Origin of the sequence: Achromobacter sp. SLBN-14 (assembly GCF_006715415.1) — a bacterium.
GTDB classification, from domain to species: domain Bacteria; phylum Pseudomonadota; class Gammaproteobacteria; order Burkholderiales; family Burkholderiaceae_B; genus Achromobacter; species Achromobacter mucicolens.
In genome coordinates this window covers 1,663,520-1,680,973 of record NZ_VFNE01000001.1, presented here as the reverse complement: position 1 = coordinate 1,680,973, position 17,454 = coordinate 1,663,520, and the positions used below count along the sequence as shown (strand labels likewise).

General features: G+C 65.5%; 18 protein-coding genes. 6 read left to right on the top strand and 12 right to left on the bottom strand.

Features of this window, described 5'->3' with window-relative positions:
- The first annotated feature begins 82 nt into the window (after positions 1 to 82).
- Entirely contained in the window at positions 83 to 2,194 is a 2,112-nt protein-coding gene (fusA, locus tag FBY20_RS07705; protein WP_056327895.1) for an elongation factor G, read from the top strand.
- A 16-nt stretch (positions 2,195 to 2,210) separates the two neighbouring features.
- Here the strand turns inward: fusA and FBY20_RS07700 are convergent, their stop codons facing one another.
- A complete protein-coding gene (locus FBY20_RS07700; protein ID WP_056327896.1) occupies positions 2,211 to 3,104 on the bottom strand; it encodes a DMT family transporter in 894 nt (297 codons plus the stop codon).
- Positions 3,105 to 3,403: 299 nt separating this feature from the next.
- On the opposite strand from FBY20_RS07700, the gene FBY20_RS07695 reads away from it, so the two are divergent.
- Complete coding sequence (locus tag FBY20_RS07695; RefSeq protein ID WP_056327897.1) at positions 3,404 to 3,874, top strand: Lrp/AsnC family transcriptional regulator; 471 nt, start codon at positions 3,404 to 3,406, stop codon at positions 3,872 to 3,874.
- A gap of 9 nt (positions 3,875 to 3,883) precedes the next feature.
- Here FBY20_RS07695 and FBY20_RS07690 read toward each other — a convergent pair whose 3' ends face one another.
- Positions 3,884 to 4,693: an alpha/beta fold hydrolase gene (locus FBY20_RS07690; protein WP_142051233.1), complete on the bottom strand. Its 810-nt coding sequence runs from the start codon at positions 4,691 to 4,693 to the stop codon at positions 3,884 to 3,886.
- 140 nt (positions 4,694 to 4,833) lie between these two features.
- On the opposite strand from FBY20_RS07690, the gene FBY20_RS07685 reads away from it, so the two are divergent.
- Positions 4,834 to 5,331, top strand: coding sequence for a YbaK/EbsC family protein (locus FBY20_RS07685; RefSeq protein ID WP_056327899.1), 498 nt, complete (start codon positions 4,834 to 4,836; stop codon positions 5,329 to 5,331).
- A 25-nt stretch (positions 5,332 to 5,356) separates the two neighbouring features.
- Here the strand turns inward: FBY20_RS07685 and FBY20_RS07680 are convergent, their stop codons facing one another.
- The 10 genes from FBY20_RS07680 to FBY20_RS07635 form a co-directional block, all read right to left on the bottom strand.
- On the bottom strand, positions 5,357 to 6,169 hold the full coding sequence (locus FBY20_RS07680) for an ABC transporter ATP-binding protein (RefSeq protein WP_142051229.1): 813 nt from the start codon (positions 6,167 to 6,169) through the stop codon (positions 5,357 to 5,359).
- Entirely contained in the window at positions 6,166 to 7,209 is a 1,044-nt protein-coding gene (locus tag FBY20_RS07675; protein ID WP_062838533.1) for an iron ABC transporter permease, read from the bottom strand. The genes FBY20_RS07680 and FBY20_RS07675 overlap by 4 nt, the downstream gene beginning before the upstream one ends.
- Entirely contained in the window at positions 7,209 to 7,901 is a 693-nt protein-coding gene (gene ybgF, locus FBY20_RS07670) for a tol-pal system protein YbgF (RefSeq protein WP_056327902.1), read from the bottom strand. Before ybgF ends, FBY20_RS07675 begins: the two co-directional genes overlap by 1 nt.
- An 85-nt stretch (positions 7,902 to 7,986) precedes the next feature.
- Positions 7,987 to 8,487, bottom strand: a complete 501-nt coding sequence (gene pal, locus FBY20_RS07665) for a peptidoglycan-associated lipoprotein Pal (RefSeq protein WP_056327903.1) — start codon at positions 8,485 to 8,487, stop codon at positions 7,987 to 7,989.
- 31 nt (positions 8,488 to 8,518) lie between these two features.
- A complete protein-coding gene (tolB, locus tag FBY20_RS07660) occupies positions 8,519 to 9,841 on the bottom strand; it encodes a Tol-Pal system beta propeller repeat protein TolB (RefSeq protein WP_056327904.1) in 1,323 nt (440 codons plus the stop codon).
- 16 nt (positions 9,842 to 9,857) lie between these two features.
- Positions 9,858 to 11,027 carry a cell envelope integrity protein TolA gene (tolA, locus tag FBY20_RS07655; RefSeq protein ID WP_142051226.1) on the bottom strand — a complete coding sequence of 390 codons (1,170 nt, stop codon included), beginning with the start codon at positions 11,025 to 11,027 and terminating at the stop codon, positions 9,858 to 9,860.
- A gap of 39 nt (positions 11,028 to 11,066) precedes the next feature.
- Positions 11,067 to 11,528: a protein TolR gene (gene tolR / locus FBY20_RS07650; protein ID WP_056327906.1), complete on the bottom strand. Its 462-nt coding sequence runs from the start codon at positions 11,526 to 11,528 to the stop codon at positions 11,067 to 11,069.
- Positions 11,528 to 12,208, bottom strand: coding sequence for a protein TolQ (tolQ, locus tag FBY20_RS07645; protein ID WP_056327907.1), 681 nt, complete (start codon positions 12,206 to 12,208; stop codon positions 11,528 to 11,530). Before tolQ ends, tolR begins: the two co-directional genes overlap by 1 nt.
- A gap of 2 nt (positions 12,209 to 12,210) precedes the next feature.
- A complete protein-coding gene (gene ybgC / locus FBY20_RS07640; RefSeq protein WP_142051223.1) occupies positions 12,211 to 12,633 on the bottom strand; it encodes a tol-pal system-associated acyl-CoA thioesterase in 423 nt (140 codons plus the stop codon).
- 58 nt (positions 12,634 to 12,691) lie between these two features.
- Entirely contained in the window at positions 12,692 to 14,422 is a 1,731-nt protein-coding gene (locus FBY20_RS07635) for a proline--tRNA ligase (protein ID WP_142051220.1), read from the bottom strand.
- 65 nt (positions 14,423 to 14,487) lie between these two features.
- Between FBY20_RS07635 and FBY20_RS07630 the strand changes: the two genes are divergently transcribed.
- Genes FBY20_RS07630 through FBY20_RS07620 form a run of 3 tightly spaced genes read left to right on the top strand, consistent with a single transcriptional unit; the run spans position 14,488 to position 17,260 of the window.
- The gene (locus FBY20_RS07630; protein ID WP_056327909.1) at positions 14,488 to 15,060 is read left to right on the top strand and encodes an RNA pyrophosphohydrolase; all 573 of its coding nucleotides are present in this window, start codon (positions 14,488 to 14,490) and stop codon (positions 15,058 to 15,060) included.
- Positions 15,041 to 15,727, top strand: coding sequence for a response regulator (locus FBY20_RS07625; RefSeq protein ID WP_056327910.1), 687 nt, complete (start codon positions 15,041 to 15,043; stop codon positions 15,725 to 15,727). The genes FBY20_RS07630 and FBY20_RS07625 overlap by 20 nt, the downstream gene beginning before the upstream one ends.
- Complete coding sequence (locus tag FBY20_RS07620; RefSeq protein WP_235512828.1) at positions 15,728 to 17,260, top strand: sensor histidine kinase; 1,533 nt, start codon at positions 15,728 to 15,730, stop codon at positions 17,258 to 17,260.
- Positions 17,261 to 17,454: the final 194 nt, after the last annotated feature.

The window sequence follows — 17,454 nt, the reverse complement described above, 5'->3', positions numbered from 1 at the left end:
CGTCAGCAGGCCGATTCAGGCTTGTATCTTGCCGCACGGCGCGTAATATTTACGCATCTTCATCCAACCGTAGGAAGAGGCCATGACCCGCAAGACGCGCATCGAGCTTTATCGCAATATTGGCATCAGCGCCCATATTGACGCAGGCAAAACGACGACCACCGAGCGCATCCTCTTCTACACCGGCATCACCCACAAGATCGGTGAGGTCCATGACGGCGCGGCGGTGATGGACTGGATGGAGCAGGAGCAGGAACGCGGCATCACCATCACGTCGGCCGCCACCACCGCCTTCTGGAAGGGCATGGCGGGCAACTATCCCGAGCACCGCATCAACATCATCGACACGCCGGGCCACGTCGACTTCACCATCGAGGTCGAACGCTCCATGCGCGTGCTGGACGGCGCCGTCATGGTCTATGACGCCGTGGGCGGCGTGCAGCCGCAGTCCGAGACCGTCTGGCGCCAGGCCAACAAATACAAGGTGCCGCGGCTTGCCTTCGTCAATAAGATGGATCGAGTCGGCGCGGACTTCCTGCGCGTGCAGCGCCAGATCGCCGAGCGCCTGAAGGGCGACGCCGTGCCCATCCAGTTGCCGGTGGGCGCCGAAGACCACTTCGAGGGCGTGATCGATCTGGTCAAGATGAAGGCCATCATCTGGGACGACGCCAGCCAGGGTGTGAAGTTCCAGTACGTGGACATCCCCGCGGCGATGCAGGACCAGGCGCAGGAATGGCACGAGAAGATGGTGGAAAAGGCCGCCGAGGCCAACGAAACCCTGCTCGAAAAATACCTGTCCGGCGAGCCGCTGACCGAAGCGGAAATCAAGGAAGGGCTGCGCGCCCGCACGATCGCCAACGAGATCGTGCCGATGCTGTGCGGCAGCGCCTTCAAGAACAAGGGCGTGCAGGCGATGCTGGATGCGGTCATCGACTACATGCCCTCGCCGGTGGATGTGCCCGCCATCAAGGGCCATGACCAGCGTGACCACGAAATCGAGCGTCATCCGACCGACAACGAGCCGTTCTCCGCGCTTGCCTTCAAGATCATGACCGATCCCTTCGTCGGGCAGCTCGTGTTCTTCCGCGTGTATTCGGGCGTGGTGAAGTCGGGCGACTCGGTCTACAACCCCATCAAGGAAAAGAAAGAGCGCCTGGGCCGCATTCTGCAGATGCACGCCAACGAACGGCGCGAGATCACCGAAGTCTATGCGGGCGACATCGCCGCGGCTGTCGGCATCAAGGACGTCACCACCGGCGACACGCTGACCGATCCGTCGCACATCATCATCCTAGAACGTATGGTGTTCCCCGAGCCCGTCATTTCGCAGGCCGTGGAACCCAAGACCAAGGCCGACCAGGAAAAGATGGGCATCGCGCTGGGCCGCCTGGCGCAGGAAGATCCGTCGTTCCGCGTGCGCACCGACGAAGAATCCGGGCAGACCATCATTTCCGGCATGGGCGAGCTGCACCTGGAAATCCTGGTCGATCGCATGAAACGCGAATTCAACGTGGAAGCCACGGTGGGCAAGCCGCAGGTGGCGTACCGCGAGACCATCCGCAAGACCTGCAACGAGGTCGAAGGCAAGTTCGTCAAGCAGTCGGGGGGCCGCGGCCAGTACGGCCACGTGGTGCTCAAGCTTGAGCCGCAAGAGGCGGGCAAGGGCTACGAATTCGTCGACGCGATCAAGGGCGGCGTGGTGCCGCGCGAGTTCATCCCCGCGGTGGACAAGGGCATTCGCGAGGCCCTTAACGCCGGCGTGCTGGCCGGGTATCCGGTTGTGGACGTGAAAGTGACGCTGTTCTTCGGGTCGTACCACGACGTCGACTCGAACGAAAACGCGTTCAAGATGGCCGGCTCGATGGCGTTCAAGGAAGGCATGCGGCGCGCCGATCCCGTGCTGCTGGAACCCATGATGCAGGTCGAGGTCGAGACGCCCGAAGACTTCACCGGCAATGTCATGGGCGATCTGTCGTCGCGCCGCGGCATGGTGCAGGGCATGGAAGACATCGCGGGCGGCGGCGGCAAGGTCGTGCGCGCCGAGGTGCCCTTGGCCGAGATGTTTGGCTACTCCACGTCGCTGCGCTCGCTGACACAGGGCCGCGCGACCTACACGATGGAGTTCAAGCACTACGCCGAAGCGCCCCGCCAGGTGGCGCAGGAAGTCATGGCGGCGCAGGGCGCGGGCCGCTGACTTTCGTGCCGCGCCCTCAGGCGGCGGCTGCGGCCGCCGCCGGGCGCAGCCGCGACGAGGCCAGCTTCACGCCCAGCAGGATCATGGCAAAGCCGTAAGCATGAAAGAGCTGCGGCGCCTCGCCCAGCAGCGGCCAGGCCAGCAGCGCCGCGTAGACCGGCACCAGAAACATCGACAGGCCCGCGGTTGCGGGACCGGCCACGCTGATAAGCCGGCCATAGACGTAATAGGCGCCCAGGCTCGGCACCACCGCCAGGAACAGCAGCACCGCCGCCAGGCGCGGGTCCGTCCACGCAGGCGCCATGCCGGCTGCCGCTTCAATGCCGGCAAAGGGCGCCAGCGCCACCGCGCCGCCCAGCATCATCGTCGCGAGCCGCGCACTGTCGGGCACCGCAGGCAGCGTCAGGCGCTTTTGCAGCACCGTGTACAACGCCCAGCCGGTGGCGGCCAGCAGCACCCACAGATCTCCTTGTCCGAACGCCAGCCGCACCAGCGCGTGGGCGTCGCCGCGCGTCAGCACCACCAGCACGCCGGTCAACGCCAGCGCCAGGCCGGCCGCGCGAGGCGCTGACAGCGGCTTGCGCCAGATCACCGCTTCCAGCAGCGTCACCAGCAGCGGGCTGCACGAAAAGATCAGCGCAATGTTGGTGGCGCTGGTGGTCTGCGCACCGATGTACTGCGGCGCCACCGCCACGCCCATGCCCAGCACGGCCAGCGGCAACAGCGCCGGCAGGCCGCGCCACAAGGCCCGGCGATGGGCGCGCAAGGCGGGGGCGGCAAACGGCAACAGGATCAGCAGGGCAATCAGCCAGCGGCCGAAGGCGAGAAAGACGGGGGGAAGGTTGGCGTCGTGCGCCCAGCGGGCCGCAACCATGTTTGAGGCGAAGAGCGCGGGGGCGACGAAAAGCATGACGGCGCCGGATAGGCCGAGACCGGATTTCGCGGGTGCTGCTGCGTGAGGCATGATTTCCAGCCGCGCGGATCGGCGCGCGGGCTTGCTGCGTGAAAACTGCCGGCGCACCTGCCGGGTTGTGCCGCAGCGTGAGCGCCGAATCGGGACGCGCGGGATAGGTGCGCGCCTTGAGGAAAGTCTACGGCGTCATGCGCAAAATAGGTTTCTTGATTCACGCCGGTTTGCGACGCTTTGAAGAATCTAATTTCTGTAGAATCCGCTGCTATAGGGATTCTTCCTTCAATAGTCCGTCAACCATGCCCACATTGCCCAAACTCGATGATACCGACCGCAAGATCCTGCGTGCTCTGCGCGCGGATGGCCGCCTGACGAACCTGAAGCTGGCCGAAACGGTCGGCCTGTCGCCCACGCCCTGCTGGAACCGCGTCAAGGCGCTGGAAGAGGCGGGGGTGATCGAAGGTTATGCGGCCTTGCTGAACCAGAAGGCGCTGGGGCTGCCGGACACGGTAATGATCGAAGTCACGCTTGAGCACCACGACGACGACACGCTGGCGCGCTTTGGCGAGGAAATCAGCCGCCTGCCCGAAGTGGTCGAGGCATTTCTGGTCACGGGCGAATACGACTACCTGATCAAGGTTGCCGTGGCGGGCACGGAAGGCTACGAGGAATTCCTGCGCAAGCGGCTGTACAAGCTACGCGGCGTGCGGCACAGCCGTTCCACGTTTGTACTGCGGCGCCTGAAGCACACGCCGTCGGTCGAGCCCTGACCGCGCGGATCAACCGCCGATGAATTCCTGGATGGCGCCATTGAAGGCGCGGGGATTGCCCAGGTTCATGCCGTGCGAAGAGCCCACGATGTCGATGCGGCGGGATTGCGGCAGCCATTGCGCCAGCGCATCGAGCACCGCGGGATAGGGCGCCGGGCTCAGCGCGCCGCCGATCAGCAGCACCGGCATCGTCACGCCGCCGATCTGCTCGGGCGTCAGGGTGTCCGGCCGTTCGTCCACCTGTCCGAAGAGCGTGCCCACGTTGTCGCGGACCATCTCCTTGAACCACGGCACCATGCGCTGCCAGGTGTTGGGGCCGGTCACCGTGTCCACGAACAGCGCCAACCCTTCCTCGATGTCGCCTTGCCGGATCAGCGTCAGGGCGCGTTGGCGAAAGCCCCCGCGTTCATCGACGCAACCGGGCAACTGCAGGCCGGGATCCGCCAGCGTAAGACTGCGCAGCGATTGCGGCTGACGCAGCGCGGCTTCCAATGCGACACGCCCGCCGCGGGAATGGCCCACCAGATGGGCCGGGCCGCCTGCCACCGTGTCGATGAATTCCAGCACATCGCTGGCGTGCTGCTCGACCGAAAAGCCGCCGCCTTCGCCGTCCCAGGTCTCGGGCCAATAGCGGCGCAGGCACACGGCCAGCACCCGGAACGAACGCCCCAGCGGCGCCATCTGCGACTTCCAGTAGCGGCTGTCGGACAGGGAGCCGTGCACCAGCACCAGCGGCGTGCCGCTGCCGTACTCGGTGTAGGACATGGCATAACCGCCGATGGGCGCGGTCTGCAAGGGCAAAACGGGTTCGGAACGCATGGGGATCGGGACGTGTAGCCAGGTCCGCATTCTAGCCCGGCATCAGGGCGCGGCGGCCCGGCCGGACGCTGATACACTCGTCTGCGGCCCGCCTGCGCCGTCCGCGCGCGGGCCAGTTTTCTTGAACGGAGTTTTCAACGATGTCGCCAGAATCCATCGCCGCCTTGCCGGAATCCGCTCAGCGCGTTGCGCGTCTGCTCGTGGAATTGGGGCATGACAAGCCCGTGGTGGTGCTGCCCCAGACGGGCAAGACCTCGGCCGAGGCGGCCGCGGGGCTGGGCTGCGAAGTCGCCCAGATCGCCAAGTCCATCATCTTCCGGCGCGCCACCGACAACGCGCCGGTGCTCGTCATCGCCAGCGGCGCCAACCGTGTGGATGAAGCCAAGGTCGCGGCGCAGGTCGGCGAACTGGCCAAGGCCGATGCGCGCTTCGTGCGCGACATGACAGGTTATGCCATCGGTGGCGTCTGCCCCATCGGCCACGCCGTCAAGCCGGTCATGCTGCTGGACGCGGACCTCTTCAATTACGAAAGCCTGTGGGCCGCCGCCGGCCATCCGCACACCGTGTTCAACCTGACGCCGGCCCAGCTGGCGGACATGACGGGCGCGCCCGTCGCGGACGTGGCGCAGCGCGCCTGAGCTTGCCCGTGCCGGGCTGCGCGGTTCAGCCCGGGTGCGCCTGCAACCCGTCGATCAGCACCTGCCGGCGGCCTTTCGAGCACGCCTCCACGCGCGCCTGCACGCCATAGACGGCAGCCAGCGCGTCGGGCGTGATGACGTCTGCCGGGCTGCCTGCGGCGTGCAGCCGCCCTTCATGGATCATCACGGCCTGGTCCGCATGCTGAAGCGCCACGTTCAGGTCGTGCAGCACGATGAGGCTGATCAGGCCATGCTCGCGCGTTTCCTGCTGCAGCAGGCGCATGACGTGGAATTGGTAGTTCAGATCCAGGGCCGATAGCGGCTCGTCCAGCAGCAGCACGCGCGGGTGGCGGATCAGCGCCTGCGCCAGCCCCACCAATTGTTTTTGCCCGCCAGATAGCGCGTCCAGATAGTGAAGGGCCAGATGCGCGATGCCCAGCCGCGCCAGCAGCTGGTCGATGGCTTGAAGGTCCACGGGGCGCGCCGCCACGCCGCTGGCGCGGGCCGCGACCAGCACGGACTCGAATACGCGCAGGTGCACGGCCGCGGGCAGGCTTTGAGGCAGGTACACGACGTGGCGGGCACGCTCGGCGTGGTCAAGGCGCGTGAGGTCCAGCCCGTCCAGCACCGCGCCGCCCGCGCGGGGCCGCACCAAGCCGGCCAGCGCCTTGAGCAACGTGGACTTGCCGCTGCCGTTCGGACCCAGCAGCGCCGTCACTTCGCCCGCGGCAAGCGCGGGGATCGTCAGGTCGTGCAGCACGTCTTCGCGCCCGTAACCGGCCGAAAGCGCCTGGACCGCCAGGCCGGCGGGGTGTGGAGCGGGAGTGGGCCTTGTCATGGCAATTGCCTGCGCAGCACGACGGAAACGAAGAAGGGAATGCCCACCAGCGCGGTCACGATGCCCACGGGCACCACCACGCCCGGCATGAGATTCTTGGATGCGATCGACGCCAGCGACAGGATCACCGCGCCCACCAGGGCGCTGCCCGGCAGATAGAAGCGGTGGTCTTCGCCGAAGAGCCGGCGCGCAATGTGCGGCGCCACCAGTCCGATGAACCCGATCGTCCCGACAAAGGCGACCGCCAGCGCGGACAGCAGGCTAACGCGCGCCAGCGCCGCAACGCGCACGCGGCGCACATCCACGCCAAAGCTGGCGGCGCGGTCCTCGCCCAGCCGCAGCGCGGTCAGCTTCCATGATTGCCGCATGGCCAGCGGCAAGGCCACCGCGAACGCCAGCGCCAGCACGCCCACGGTCGTCCAGCTGGAACGCGCCAGGCTGCCCATCGTCCAGAACACCAGGTTCTGCAAGGCTTCGGCGCTGGCGGTAAATTGCACCAGCGACACCAGCGCATTGAAGGTGAACACCATCGCGATGCCGAACAGCACGACGCCCGATGTGTTCATGCCGCCCCACCGGGCCACCGCATCCAGCAGCAGCGCCGCCAGCAGGGCGAACAGAAAGGCGTTGGCGGCAATCAGCCAGCCGGCGGGAACGCCCGGCAGCCCGAACTGGAGCACGATCGCCAGCGAGGCGCCAAAGGCCGCCGCCGACGACACGCCCAGGGTGAACGGGCTGGCAAGGGGATTGTTCAGGATGGTCTGCATCTCGGCGCCCGCCAAGCCGAGCGCCATGCCTACCAGCGCCGCCATCAGGGCTGACGGCAGGCGGATGTCCCAGACAATCACGCGATAGGTCGGATCAGCATCGGCGGGCGCGGCAAGCGTTTGCCAGAGCGCGCGCCAGGGCAGGCCGGATGGGCCCACGGTGAAGTCGATCAGCAGCGCAAACAGAATCGCCGCCAGCAGCAGGGCAATCAGCCCCGCCCGGCGGCGAAGAATCTGGCGGTAAGCGCCTGCCGCGCTGGCGGCGTGCGGCATTACTGCAGCAGTTGCAGCCGGCTCTTGGCCGTGGTGGCGGCCGGCGTGGTGGGGTAGTCGCGCACGATGCGTTGCAAGGTGGCCTTGGCGCCGGCGCGGTTGTTCAGTTCGATCTGGCTGCCCGCGATGATCAGCAGGGCATCCGGCGCGCGGGCGTTGTCCGGCGACTTCTGCACCATGGCGTTCAGCTGCTCGATGGTGCCCTTGAAGTCCTTGAGCGCATAGCGGCTGCTGCCCTGGTAGAACTGGGCGCTGGGCGCGAGCTGGCTGTTGGGGTAGAGCGCGGTGAAGGCGGCCAGCGATTCGGCGGCTTCCTTGTATTGGCCCTTGCGGAACAGGTCCATCGCGCCGTCATAGGCGGTCTGTTCCTGGGGATCGCCTGCAGAGGCGCCCGGGGGATTTGCGCTACCCGGCGCGGCGCCGCCCGGCTTGGCGCTCGGTTGCTGGCGCGATACCAGTTCGAGCTGGTCGCGCAGCTGGGCAATTTCCTGCTGCAGGGATTGAATCTGGTCGGCCAGTTGCAGCTTGGCGCGCTGGCTTTGCTCGTTCTGCTGCTGCACCTGCTGGCGCAAATCCAGGATGGCCTTGCGGGCTTCATCGTCGGAAAAAGCGTGAGCGGGGGCCGTGAGGGCGGCTAGCGCCAGGCCAGTGGCCACAATCAGGGGACGCAGGGACAGAACTTGATCGCGCATGAATATTCCCGGGGATAAAAACAAACGTCGGGACGGCCGGCTGGCCGTCCCGACGCGAGGTAGGGCTCCAGACTAAGCGAAAAGCTTAACGCAGATAATTGATATCGGCGCGGCGGTTTTCGGCAAAGTCGGCTTCAGTCGTACCCGTCGAGCGCGGCTTTTCTTTGCCGAAGCTGATGGTTTCGATCTGGTTGTCGCTGACGCCCAGCAGGGTCATCATGCGACGCACGGCGTCGGCACGACGCTGGCCGAGGGCCAGGTTGTACTCAGCACCGCCGCGTTCGTCGGTATTGCCTTCGATCTTGACCTTTTGCTGTTGGTGCGAGGCCAGGTACTTGGCATGGGTTTCGACCAGGCCACGGTATTGGTCCGACACGGTGTAGCTGTCGAAATCAAAGTACACCGAGCGCTGTTGCGCCAGGATGCTTTGGGGGTTGAAAGGATCAAGGATTTGGCCAGAGGCCGAAGATCCTTGGCCAGCGCCTCCACCCTGACCCGCTTTATCGTCGAGAGGGACGGAGCTGCAAGCTGCCAGGGCGGCAGCCAGAGCGGCGATGGTTAGGCTTTTGGCAATGCGCGACTTCATGATAGTTCCTTTGCAAAGAGAGTCACACGTGTTATCGGGTAAATGGGCCCCAAGTCGGTTCACGTATTTCCCCGTTCAGTACCGAAAGCGTCTGTCGTACGCGTCCATCGCTCGAGACACCTGCAAGCACGCTACGGCCATTCTGGATGGCTGCGTAGAGCACTTGCATGCCGTTTGGCGCAAAGCTGGGCGACTGATCGTCACGACCATCAGTCAGCAAGGCTTCGGCGCCAGTGGACAGGTTCAAGGATGCGATTCGAAACGCGCCGTCTCGTCTTGCAACGTACAGCAGCGTCGATCCGTCGGGGGAAATTCGGGGTGATATGTTGTAACCACCATTAAACGTGAGACGGCGGGCTTCGCCGCCTGTCGAGCCGGTCTGATAGATTTGCGGCCCGCCGCTGCGGTCACTCGTAAAGATAATGGAAGCACCGTCAGGCGTAAAGCTCGGCTCGGTGTCAATCCCGGGAGAACGCGTAACTCGGGTCGGATTCGAGCCATCGGCCGCATTAACGACGTAAATTTGCGACAAACCGTCACGCGTCAGAGCGACCGCGAGCTTGCTGCCGTCAGGCGACCAACCGGGGGCGCTGTTGTTGCCCTTGAAGTTGGCGACCGGTGCACGCGCGCTGGTGGCCAGGGTGTGCACGTAGACGACGGGCTTGCCGGACTCGAAGCTCACGTAAGCAAGCTTGCTGCCATCGGGCGACCAGGACGGCGAAATGATCGGCTCGCGCGAGCGCAGGGCGACCTGGGGATTCTGGCCGTCGGCGTCAGCCACCTGCAGTTCGTAGGTGGAACCCTTCTTCAGCACGTACGCGATACGCGTCGAGAACACGCCGCGAACGCCGGTGATCTTTTCGTAGATGCGATCGGCGATCTGGTGGGCCACGCGGCGCAGTTCCTGCTCGGTGCCCGAGAAGGCCACGCCGTCCAGCTGCGACTTCTTGACCGTGTCGGCCAGGCGGTAGCGCACGTCGTAGCGGCCATCGGCGCCCCGCGTGATGCTGCCGTAGGCGATGAAGTCCGCACCCTTGCCGCGCCAGTCGTCGTGGGCGATCGGGGAATCCACGTTCAGGCCGGAGCCCGCGGCGTTGATCAGGCGGAACTGGCCGGTGCGGGTCAGGTCGGCGCGAATGACTTCGGCCAGTGCGCGGCCGTGGGTGTCATCGACCGCGAAGTCGGCGATGGCCACGGGGTATTGCGTGGCGCCGGTGCCGGAGATGTCGACACGCAGCTGCGCGTGGGCGGGCTTCATGGCCATCAGGCAGGCAAGCGCCACCATCAGCAATCCGATTCCATACGCTCTCCAGAGCGCGAGAGTGGGTACTCGTCGACTATAAGCGGGAGTCATGTTCGTCAATCTCCTGTCAGTCATACATTCTGTAGACAACGTCAATAATGGGTTCGTAGCGGCCCGTCGAGGGCTTCGGGAACGGGTTGCAACGGCGGATGCCGGTTTCGACCGCGCGGTCAAAGCCCGGGTTGCCAGAAGAACTGGTCAACGTGACGCCATTCACCTTCCCGTCAGAACCTAACTGTACCCGGTATTGCGCGGTCGGATTTCCCGAGCCGCTGCGGGGCGGAGGCGGATACGCCACGCCGGGCTGCACGCAGGCCCGGACCTTGGCGCCATAGCCGCTGTCGCGTCCGCCGCCCGCCTGGTTGCGGTCAGCGGTGCCGCCGGGAATGCCGGCGGCGCCCAGGGCGTCGTTGCGGAACGCGTCCTTCAACGCCTTGTCGGCGGCGGCCTTCTTGGCAGCGGCGGCCTTCTCGGCGGCAGCCTTTTCCGCAGCCGCCTTCTCGGCCGCAGCCTTCTCGGCAGCGGCTTTCTCGGCGGCAGCCTTTTCAGCTGCTGCCTTCTTGGCGGCTTCTTCCTTGGCCTTCTTCTCGGCGGCGGCCTTTTCGGCGGCAGCCTTTTCAGCGGCCTTTTCAGCAGCAGCCTTTTCGGCGGCAGCCTTCTCCGCCGCGGCCTTCTGGGCGGCAGCCTTCTCGGCAGCGGCCTTTTCAGCAGCGGCCTTCTCGGCGGCCTGGCGTTCCTGCTCCAGGCGCTTCTTTTCCTTCAGCTCGGCCTGCTTGCGCTCTTCTTCCAGGCGCGCCTTTTCCTTGGCGGCCTCGGCGGCTTCGCGGGCCTTCTCTTCCTGCTCGCGCTTTTTCTTCGCCTCCTGGATGGCGATCTCGGGATCGACTTCCTCGGTCTTGGCCTGGACCTGCGGTTGGGGCTCAGGCGGCGGCGGAGGAGGAGGGGGCGGAGGCGGCGGCTCCGGCGTCTTTTCAGGCTCCGGCTCGGGCTGCGGCTTGGGTTGGGGTTTGGGCGGTTCAGGCTGCGGCGTGGGCGGCGGCGAGACGGGCGAATTGCCGTCTGCCCAGAGTTCCACCTGGACGGGGCCAGGGTTCTCGGTATGCCAGTTCACGCCAAAGATCAGGGCAACCAGCAGCAGCAGGTGCACCGCCACAGCCAGAATCAGCGAATTCCGGTTGTCGTTGTTGGGCGGGGTGGCCGGCGGGCCGCTGCGGTGTCGAATTATGGGTGGCGTCATGTGCGGTGCATGCCGGCCGGGCCGGCGGATGGCGGCGCGTTAGCGTTTCTTGGCGGGTGCGGGCTGTTGGGCGCCTGCGGCGGACTGGTCCACCAGCAGACCCAGGCGGGTGATGCCGTTGGTGCGCAGCTCGTCCATGACCTTCACAACCGTCTCGTAGGGCACCTTGCCGTCGGCGGCGATGACCACCGGCGTTTCCGCGGTAATGCGCGAACGCACTTGCGCCACCAGTTCGGTGCGCGCGATGTCCTGCATGGTGGCGCCGGCTTCGCGCATGCGCAGCGCGATCTTGCCGTCTTCCGAAATCTGGACTTCCAGCGGCTTGACGGGCACGTCGGAGGCGGCGCCCACCGACGGCAGTTGGATCAGCCCGGGCGTGATGAGGGGCGCGGTCACCATGAAGATGACCAGCAGCACCAGCATCACGTCGATGTACGGCACCACGTTGATGTCGGCCTTCATGCGGCGGCCGGACCTGCCGCGCGAGCTTACCGAGGGCATTAGCGCACCTGCCGTTGCAGAATGTTCAGGAATTCATCGACGAAGCTGTCAAAGCGGATCGAGATGCGGTCGATATCATTCGTGAAACGGTTGTAGGCAACCACGGCGGGAATGGCGGCGAACAGGCCGATGGCGGTGGCGATCAGCGCCTCGGCAATGCCGGGAGCCACCGAGGCCAGCGTGGCCTGCTGCATGTTCGACAGGCCGATGAAGGCGTGCATGATGCCCCAGACCGTGCCCAGGAGGCCGATGTACGGGGACACCGAACCGGCGGAGGCCAGGAAGTTCAGGTGCGATTCCAGCGCGTCCATTTCGCGCTGGTAGGCGGCGCGCATGGCGCGGCGCGGGCCGTCCAGCACTGCCGTGGCGTCGCCGCTGGCATTGCCGCGGCGGGCCTTCAGGAATTCGGTCATGCCGGCATCGAAGATGCGGGCGAGGGCGCCTTGCTCGTCGCGGCGCGAGGCAACGGCCTGCTGCAGCATCGACAGGTCGCCGCCCGACCAGAAGTCGTCTTCGAAGCGGCGCGTCTGGTCATGGGCCCGCTTGATGGCCATGCGCTTGGCGAAGATGTAGGTCCAGGACATGATCGAGATGCCCAACAGCATCAGCATGATCAGCTGGACCGGCACGCTGGCGTGCGAAATCAGCGAAAGCAACGACATGTCGTTGGTGACTTGCATGGTTATTCCTGAATGAATTCCAGTTTTTCGCGAATGTCGGCCGGCAATTCTGCCGGCCGCATGTGAACGGCATCGACGCAACAGACTTGGATGTTGCCTTCGGCAAGCAGTTCCCCGTTGCGCTCCGCGCGCTGCGCGAAGTGTATCGAAGCGCGGCCCAGTTTGGTGACTCGGCTGCGTATGGTAAGCAAATCGTCCAGTCTGGCCGGTTTGCGGTAGGACATGTCCAGGGCGCGGACAACGAACAGCCGTTGCTCGCTGGCGGCCAACCCGGATTGGTTGACGCCCAGATCGCGCAGCCATTCGGTGCGTGCCCGCTCCAGGAATTTCAAGTAGTTAGCATAGAAGACCACCCCGCCGGCATCCGTGTCTTCGTAGTAGACGCGGACTTGCAGGGTGGATTCGGCGGACTTCTGATCGGTCACGATACTCAGGAAATGATGGTGCGGGTCGGGACGCGGCAAGTCCGTAGCAGCTACAGGGTTAAAGCGTGTCGAGCTTCGTCAGCACCGCTTCCAGCGCGGACTCTACCGGAATCTTGGCCGCTTCGGTTTCCCGACGGGCCTGCAATTCCACCACACCGTCGTTCAGACCGCGTTCTCCAACTGTTACACGCAGCGGCGCACCGATCAGTTCCCACTCGGCAAACATGACGCCGGGGCGCGCATCGCGGTCGTCCAGCATGACGTCCACGCCGCGCGCGAGCAAGGATTCATAGAGCTTTTGCGCGGTGTCACGCACCGTTTCACTTTTGCCCCAGCCCACGGGGCAGATGACCACTTCGAAGGGGGCGAGCGCGCGGGGCCAAATGATGCCGCGGGCGTCGTGGTTCTGCTCGATGGCGGCGCCCACGATGCGGGTCACGCCGATGCCGTAGCAGCCCATTTCCAGAACGGCCGGCTTGCCGGTTTCGTCCAGGAAGGTGGCCTTCAGGGCTTCGGAGTACTTCTTGCCCAGATAGAAGACGTGGCCCACTTCGATGCCGCGCTGGATCGATAGCGTGCCCTTGCCATCCGGCGAGGGGTCGCCCGCCACGACGTTGCGCAGGTCGGCCACCAGTTCAGGCTCGGGCAAGTCGCGGCCCCAGTTCACGCCCTGGATGTGGAAGTCTTCGCGGTTGGCGCCGCAGACGAAATCGGCCATGTTGGCGACGGTGCGGTCGGCAATCACGTGGACCGGCTTGGCCGTCTTGACCGGGCCAAGGTAGCCGGGCTTGCAGCCGAAGTACTCGACGATCTCGGCTTCGGTGGCGAACCGGAAGCCCGCCAGGCCCGGCAGCTTGCCCGCCTTGATCTCGTTCAGTTCGTGGTCGCCGCGCAGGAGCAGCAGCCAGACGTCGACCTTGCCCTTTTCGCCGTCGGTGGCCAGGACGATCGACTTGATCGTGCGCTCCAGGGGAATGCCCAGCAGCTTGGCCACGTCCTCGCATTTGGCGGCGCCGGGCGTTGCGACGTCCGCCATCGCCTGGGCGGCGGCGGCACGGGTGGCATACAGGCTGGGCGCTTCCGCCAGTTCGATGTTGGCCGCGTAGTCCGATTCCGCGTTGTAGACCAGCAGGTCTTCGCCCGTGTCGGCGATCACCTGGAATTCATGGCTGCGCGTGCCGCCGATGGAGCCCGTGTCGGCCGCCACCGCGCGGAATTCCAGGCCCAGGCGGCCAAAGATGCGCATGTAGGCGGCAAACATGGTGTCGTAGCTGCGCTGGGCGCCGGCTTCGTCGCGGTCGAAGGAGTAGGCGTCCTTCATCGTGAATTCGCGGCCGCGCATCAGGCCGAAGCGGGGACGGCGCTCGTCCCGGAACTTGGTCTGAATGTGATAGAAGTTCAGCGGCAGCTGGCGGTAGCTGTGGATTTCATTGCGGGCGATGTCCGTGATGACTTCCTCGGACGTCGGCTGCAGCACGAAATCGCGCTGGTGCCGGTCCTTGATGCGCAGCAGTTCCGCGCCGTACTGCTCCCAGCGGCCGGATTCCTGCCAGAGCTCGGCCGGCTGCACCACGGGCATCAGCAACTCGATGGCGCCCGCCGCGTTCATTTCTTCGCGGATGATCGCCTCGACCTTGCGGATGACCTTCAGGCCCAGCGGCATGTAGGTGTAGATGCCGCCCGCGAGCTTGCGGATCATCCCGGCGCGGGTCATCAGCTGGTGGCTGGCGACTTCCGCTTCGGAAGGGGCTTCTTTGAGGGTGTTGATATGGTAGTTGGATGCGCGCATGTTTAAAGGTGGCAGCAGATACGTATAATCGACCGTAATTGTATTGAATTCGGTGGGGGTGGCCCATGCTTGACCGCGAAGGCTACCGCCCCAATGTCGGCATCATTCTCGTCAACACTAGAAACGAGGTCTTTTGGGGCAAGCGTATCAGGGAACATGCATGGCAGTTCCCTCAGGGCGGCATCAAGTATGGCGAAAGCCCGGTGCAGGCCATGTATCGCGAACTCCATGAAGAGGTGGGCCTGAAGCCCGAGCATGTCCGTATTTTGGGGCGTACACGCGATTGGTTACGTTATAACGTGCCCGATCACTTTGTCCGGCGTGAGTGGCGCGGCCACTATAAAGGACAAAAACAGATTTGGTTCTTGTTGCGCCTGGTGGGACGTGACAGTGATGTTTGCTTGCGCGCGACGCAGCATCCGGAATTCGACGCCTGGCGCTGGAGCCAGTACTGGGTTCCGCTGGATGCCGTCATCGAGTTCAAGCGAGACGTCTATACCCAGGCGTTGAACGAGTTGTCGGCTATCCTCTTTCGGCGCCATCACGAAACCCGCTACCTGCGCCAGCGTGTGCATGGTCAGCGGGCAGCAGAGAATTTGCCCGAAGGAACGGACGGTCATGCGCATATTGTTGGTTGAAGACGAACGGGACATGGCGTCCTGGCTGATGCGCGCGCTCGCCCAAAGCGGGTTCGTACCCGATCACGCGGCGGATGCGCGCACGGCCGAAGCCTTCATGGCGGGCACGGAATACGATGCCATCGTCATGGACTTGCGCCTGCCCGACAAGCACGGGCTCGTCGTCCTGCGCGAAATGCGCAACCGCGACGACCGCACCCCCGTCCTCCTGCTGACCGCGCAGGGCGCGCTGCAGGATCGCGTCCGCGGCCTGAACCTGGGCGCGGACGACTTCCTGACCAAGCCCTTCGCACTGGAAGAACTGGAAGCCCGCCTGACGGCGCTCGTGCGCCGCAGCCGTGGCCGCCAGCACCCGCGCCTGCAGTGCGGTTCGCTGTCCTACGACAGCGAAAGCCGTGCGTTCACGCTGGACGGATCGCTGCTGTTCCTGACGCCGCGTGAACACGCCGCCCTGGCGGCGCTCCTGACGCGCAGCGGCTACCCGGTGGACAAGTCGCAATTGTTCGGCAAGGTTTTCACCCACGACAGCGAAGCCAATCCGGACGCCATCGAAGTCGTGCTGCACCGCCTGCGCAAGAAGCTGGCCGGCAGCGACGTGCGCATCGTGACCGTGCGCGGGCTGGGCTACATGCTCGAAAGCGTGGCCAGCGAGTCCGCGGAACCCTAAGTGAGCCTGCGGATTCCCGGTTTGCCGCGCGTCGGCATCCGCGCGCTTCTCATCATCCTGCTCTTGCCCGGCGTGGTGGTGCTGCTGGTCATCGACAGCCTGAACGACTACCGCACCCTCTCCGAAATCACCAACGAGGCCTACGACAGCGCCTTGGTGGAGCCGGCGCGGGTGCTTGAAAGCAGCCTGGAATTCACGCCCGACGGCAACCTGCAGGTGGCCACGCCGCTGTATGCGCAGGTCATGCTCGAATCCCGGGCGGGCCTGCGCAAGTATTTCCGCATCGAGGAAATCGATCCGCCCTTGCCGGATGGGGCGCCCGTGCCCCAGACACAGGGCAAGACGCTGCTCGGCATGCCGGAAATGCCGCGTCCGCCTTCCTGGCCCCGCTCGAACGGCCAACCCATCTTCTACGACGGCGTGTATCGCAACGACCCCGTGCGGGTCGTGTCCGTCGTGCGCGATCTCTATTACCAGGGCCAGCACCGCCAGGTGCTGGTGGTCGTGGCCGAAAGCACTGGCAAGCGCATAGAGGCCGAGAACAGCGCGCGGCGCCAGGAGATCCTGCGCGATTCGCGGATGCTGGCGCTGGTCGTGCTGCTGGTGTGGTGGGGCGTGTCCTGGGCATTGAAGCCGCTGCGCCGGCTGCAGGCCGACATCCGCAGCCGCCGCCCCGACGATCTGACGCCGCTGGACGCCTCGCGCGTGCCCAGTGAGGTCGCTCCACTGGTGGAGGCCGTCAATCACCACATCGCCCGTTACCGGCGGGTGCTGGACGAGCAATCCAGCTTCCTTGCCGACGCCTCGCACCAGTTGCGCACGCCGCTTGCCATTATGCTGACGCAGGCCCAATACACGCTGCGCGAACGCGACCCGGCACGCGTGCGCGAAGGGCTGCGCGCCATCGTCGACCAGTTGGGCCGCACGCGCCGCCTGACCGAGCAGTTGCTGTCGCTGGCGCACGCCAACCAGGCCGGTCAGACCCCGCGTCAGTTGCTCGACATGAACGCGGTGTCGCGCGAAGTCGTGTTGCAGTACCTGCCGCTCGCGCACGAAAAACAGCAGGACCTGGGTTGGGTGCAGGCCGATGCCGAAGACGGTCAGGACACGCCGGTGCCGGTGTCGGGCAACGAAGCCGAGCTGCACGAAGCGCTGTCCAACCTTGTGCACAACGCCATCCATTACGCCCCGGCGGGCGCGCGCATCACGGTGTCCGTGTGCCGCGCCGACAACCGCGTCGAAGTTGCCGTGTCCGACAACGGCCCCGGCCTGGATCCGGTCATGCGCACGCGCGCCTTCACGCGGTTCGAGCGCGTGGGCACCGACAAGCCCATGACTTCCTCCGGTTCGGGCTTGGGGTTGGGCATTGCGCGCGCCTACGCACGCCGCAACGAAGGCGATATCGAACTGCGCGACGGCGAGCCCAACGACCAGGGCGGCGTTGGTCTTGCGTCGGTGCTGTGGCTGCCGCTGGCGCCCACCGTATCGCAGTATCCGAGACCCGCAGAGGTCCAGCTCAAGGGCGATCAATAGCGCCCGTTTCTTCACTGTCCGCTACTTTCTTGCGCCTGGCGCGCCTGCCGATCAGGGATAACCCCCGGATTCAGGAATGCGACAGCGCATAGAAAGCGGATTAGCAGCTTCCTTCCGTAATCTGCGATCCGGCCTGTCGTCAGGGGCCGGGCGCTGCCCGCTTCGAGCAGCGCATGAAAGGCCGGCGCTGTCCG

What these genes read in the sequence shown, in the direction of transcription:
- FBY20_RS07675 (WP_062838533.1), bottom strand. Translation starts at nt 7,209, where the DNA reads ATGCCGCACGCCGCCAGCGCGGCAGGCGCTTACCGCCAGATTCTTCGC.
- FBY20_RS07625 (WP_056327910.1), top strand. Translation starts at nt 15,041, where the DNA reads ATGCGCATATTGTTGGTTGAAGACGAACGGGACATGGCGTCCTGGCTG.
- tolR (WP_056327906.1), bottom strand. Translation starts at nt 11,528, where the DNA reads ATGCCCTCGGTAAGCTCGCGCGGCAGGTCCGGCCGCCGCATGAAGGCC.
- FBY20_RS07695 (WP_056327897.1), top strand. Translation starts at nt 3,404, where the DNA reads ATGCCCACATTGCCCAAACTCGATGATACCGACCGCAAGATCCTGCGT.
- FBY20_RS07700 (WP_056327896.1), bottom strand. Translation starts at nt 3,104, where the DNA reads ATGCTTTTCGTCGCCCCCGCGCTCTTCGCCTCAAACATGGTTGCGGCC.
- tolB (WP_056327904.1), bottom strand. Translation starts at nt 9,841, where the DNA reads ATGACTCCCGCTTATAGTCGACGAGTACCCACTCTCGCGCTCTGGAGA.
- FBY20_RS07630 (WP_056327909.1), top strand. Translation starts at nt 14,488, where the DNA reads ATGCTTGACCGCGAAGGCTACCGCCCCAATGTCGGCATCATTCTCGTC.
- ybgF (WP_056327902.1), bottom strand. Translation starts at nt 7,901, where the DNA reads ATGCGCGATCAAGTTCTGTCCCTGCGTCCCCTGATTGTGGCCACTGGC.
- tolA (WP_142051226.1), bottom strand. Translation starts at nt 11,027, where the DNA reads ATGACGCCACCCATAATTCGACACCGCAGCGGCCCGCCGGCCACCCCG.
- fusA (WP_056327895.1), top strand. Translation starts at nt 83, where the DNA reads ATGACCCGCAAGACGCGCATCGAGCTTTATCGCAATATTGGCATCAGC.
- pal (WP_056327903.1), bottom strand. Translation starts at nt 8,487, where the DNA reads ATGAAGTCGCGCATTGCCAAAAGCCTAACCATCGCCGCTCTGGCTGCC.
- FBY20_RS07685 (WP_056327899.1), top strand. Translation starts at nt 4,834, where the DNA reads ATGTCGCCAGAATCCATCGCCGCCTTGCCGGAATCCGCTCAGCGCGTT.
- FBY20_RS07635 (WP_142051220.1), bottom strand. Translation starts at nt 14,422, where the DNA reads ATGCGCGCATCCAACTACCATATCAACACCCTCAAAGAAGCCCCTTCC.
- tolQ (WP_056327907.1), bottom strand. Translation starts at nt 12,208, where the DNA reads ATGCAAGTCACCAACGACATGTCGTTGCTTTCGCTGATTTCGCACGCC.
- FBY20_RS07690 (WP_142051233.1), bottom strand. Translation starts at nt 4,693, where the DNA reads ATGCGTTCCGAACCCGTTTTGCCCTTGCAGACCGCGCCCATCGGCGGT.
- FBY20_RS07680 (WP_142051229.1), bottom strand. Translation starts at nt 6,169, where the DNA reads ATGACAAGGCCCACTCCCGCTCCACACCCCGCCGGCCTGGCGGTCCAG.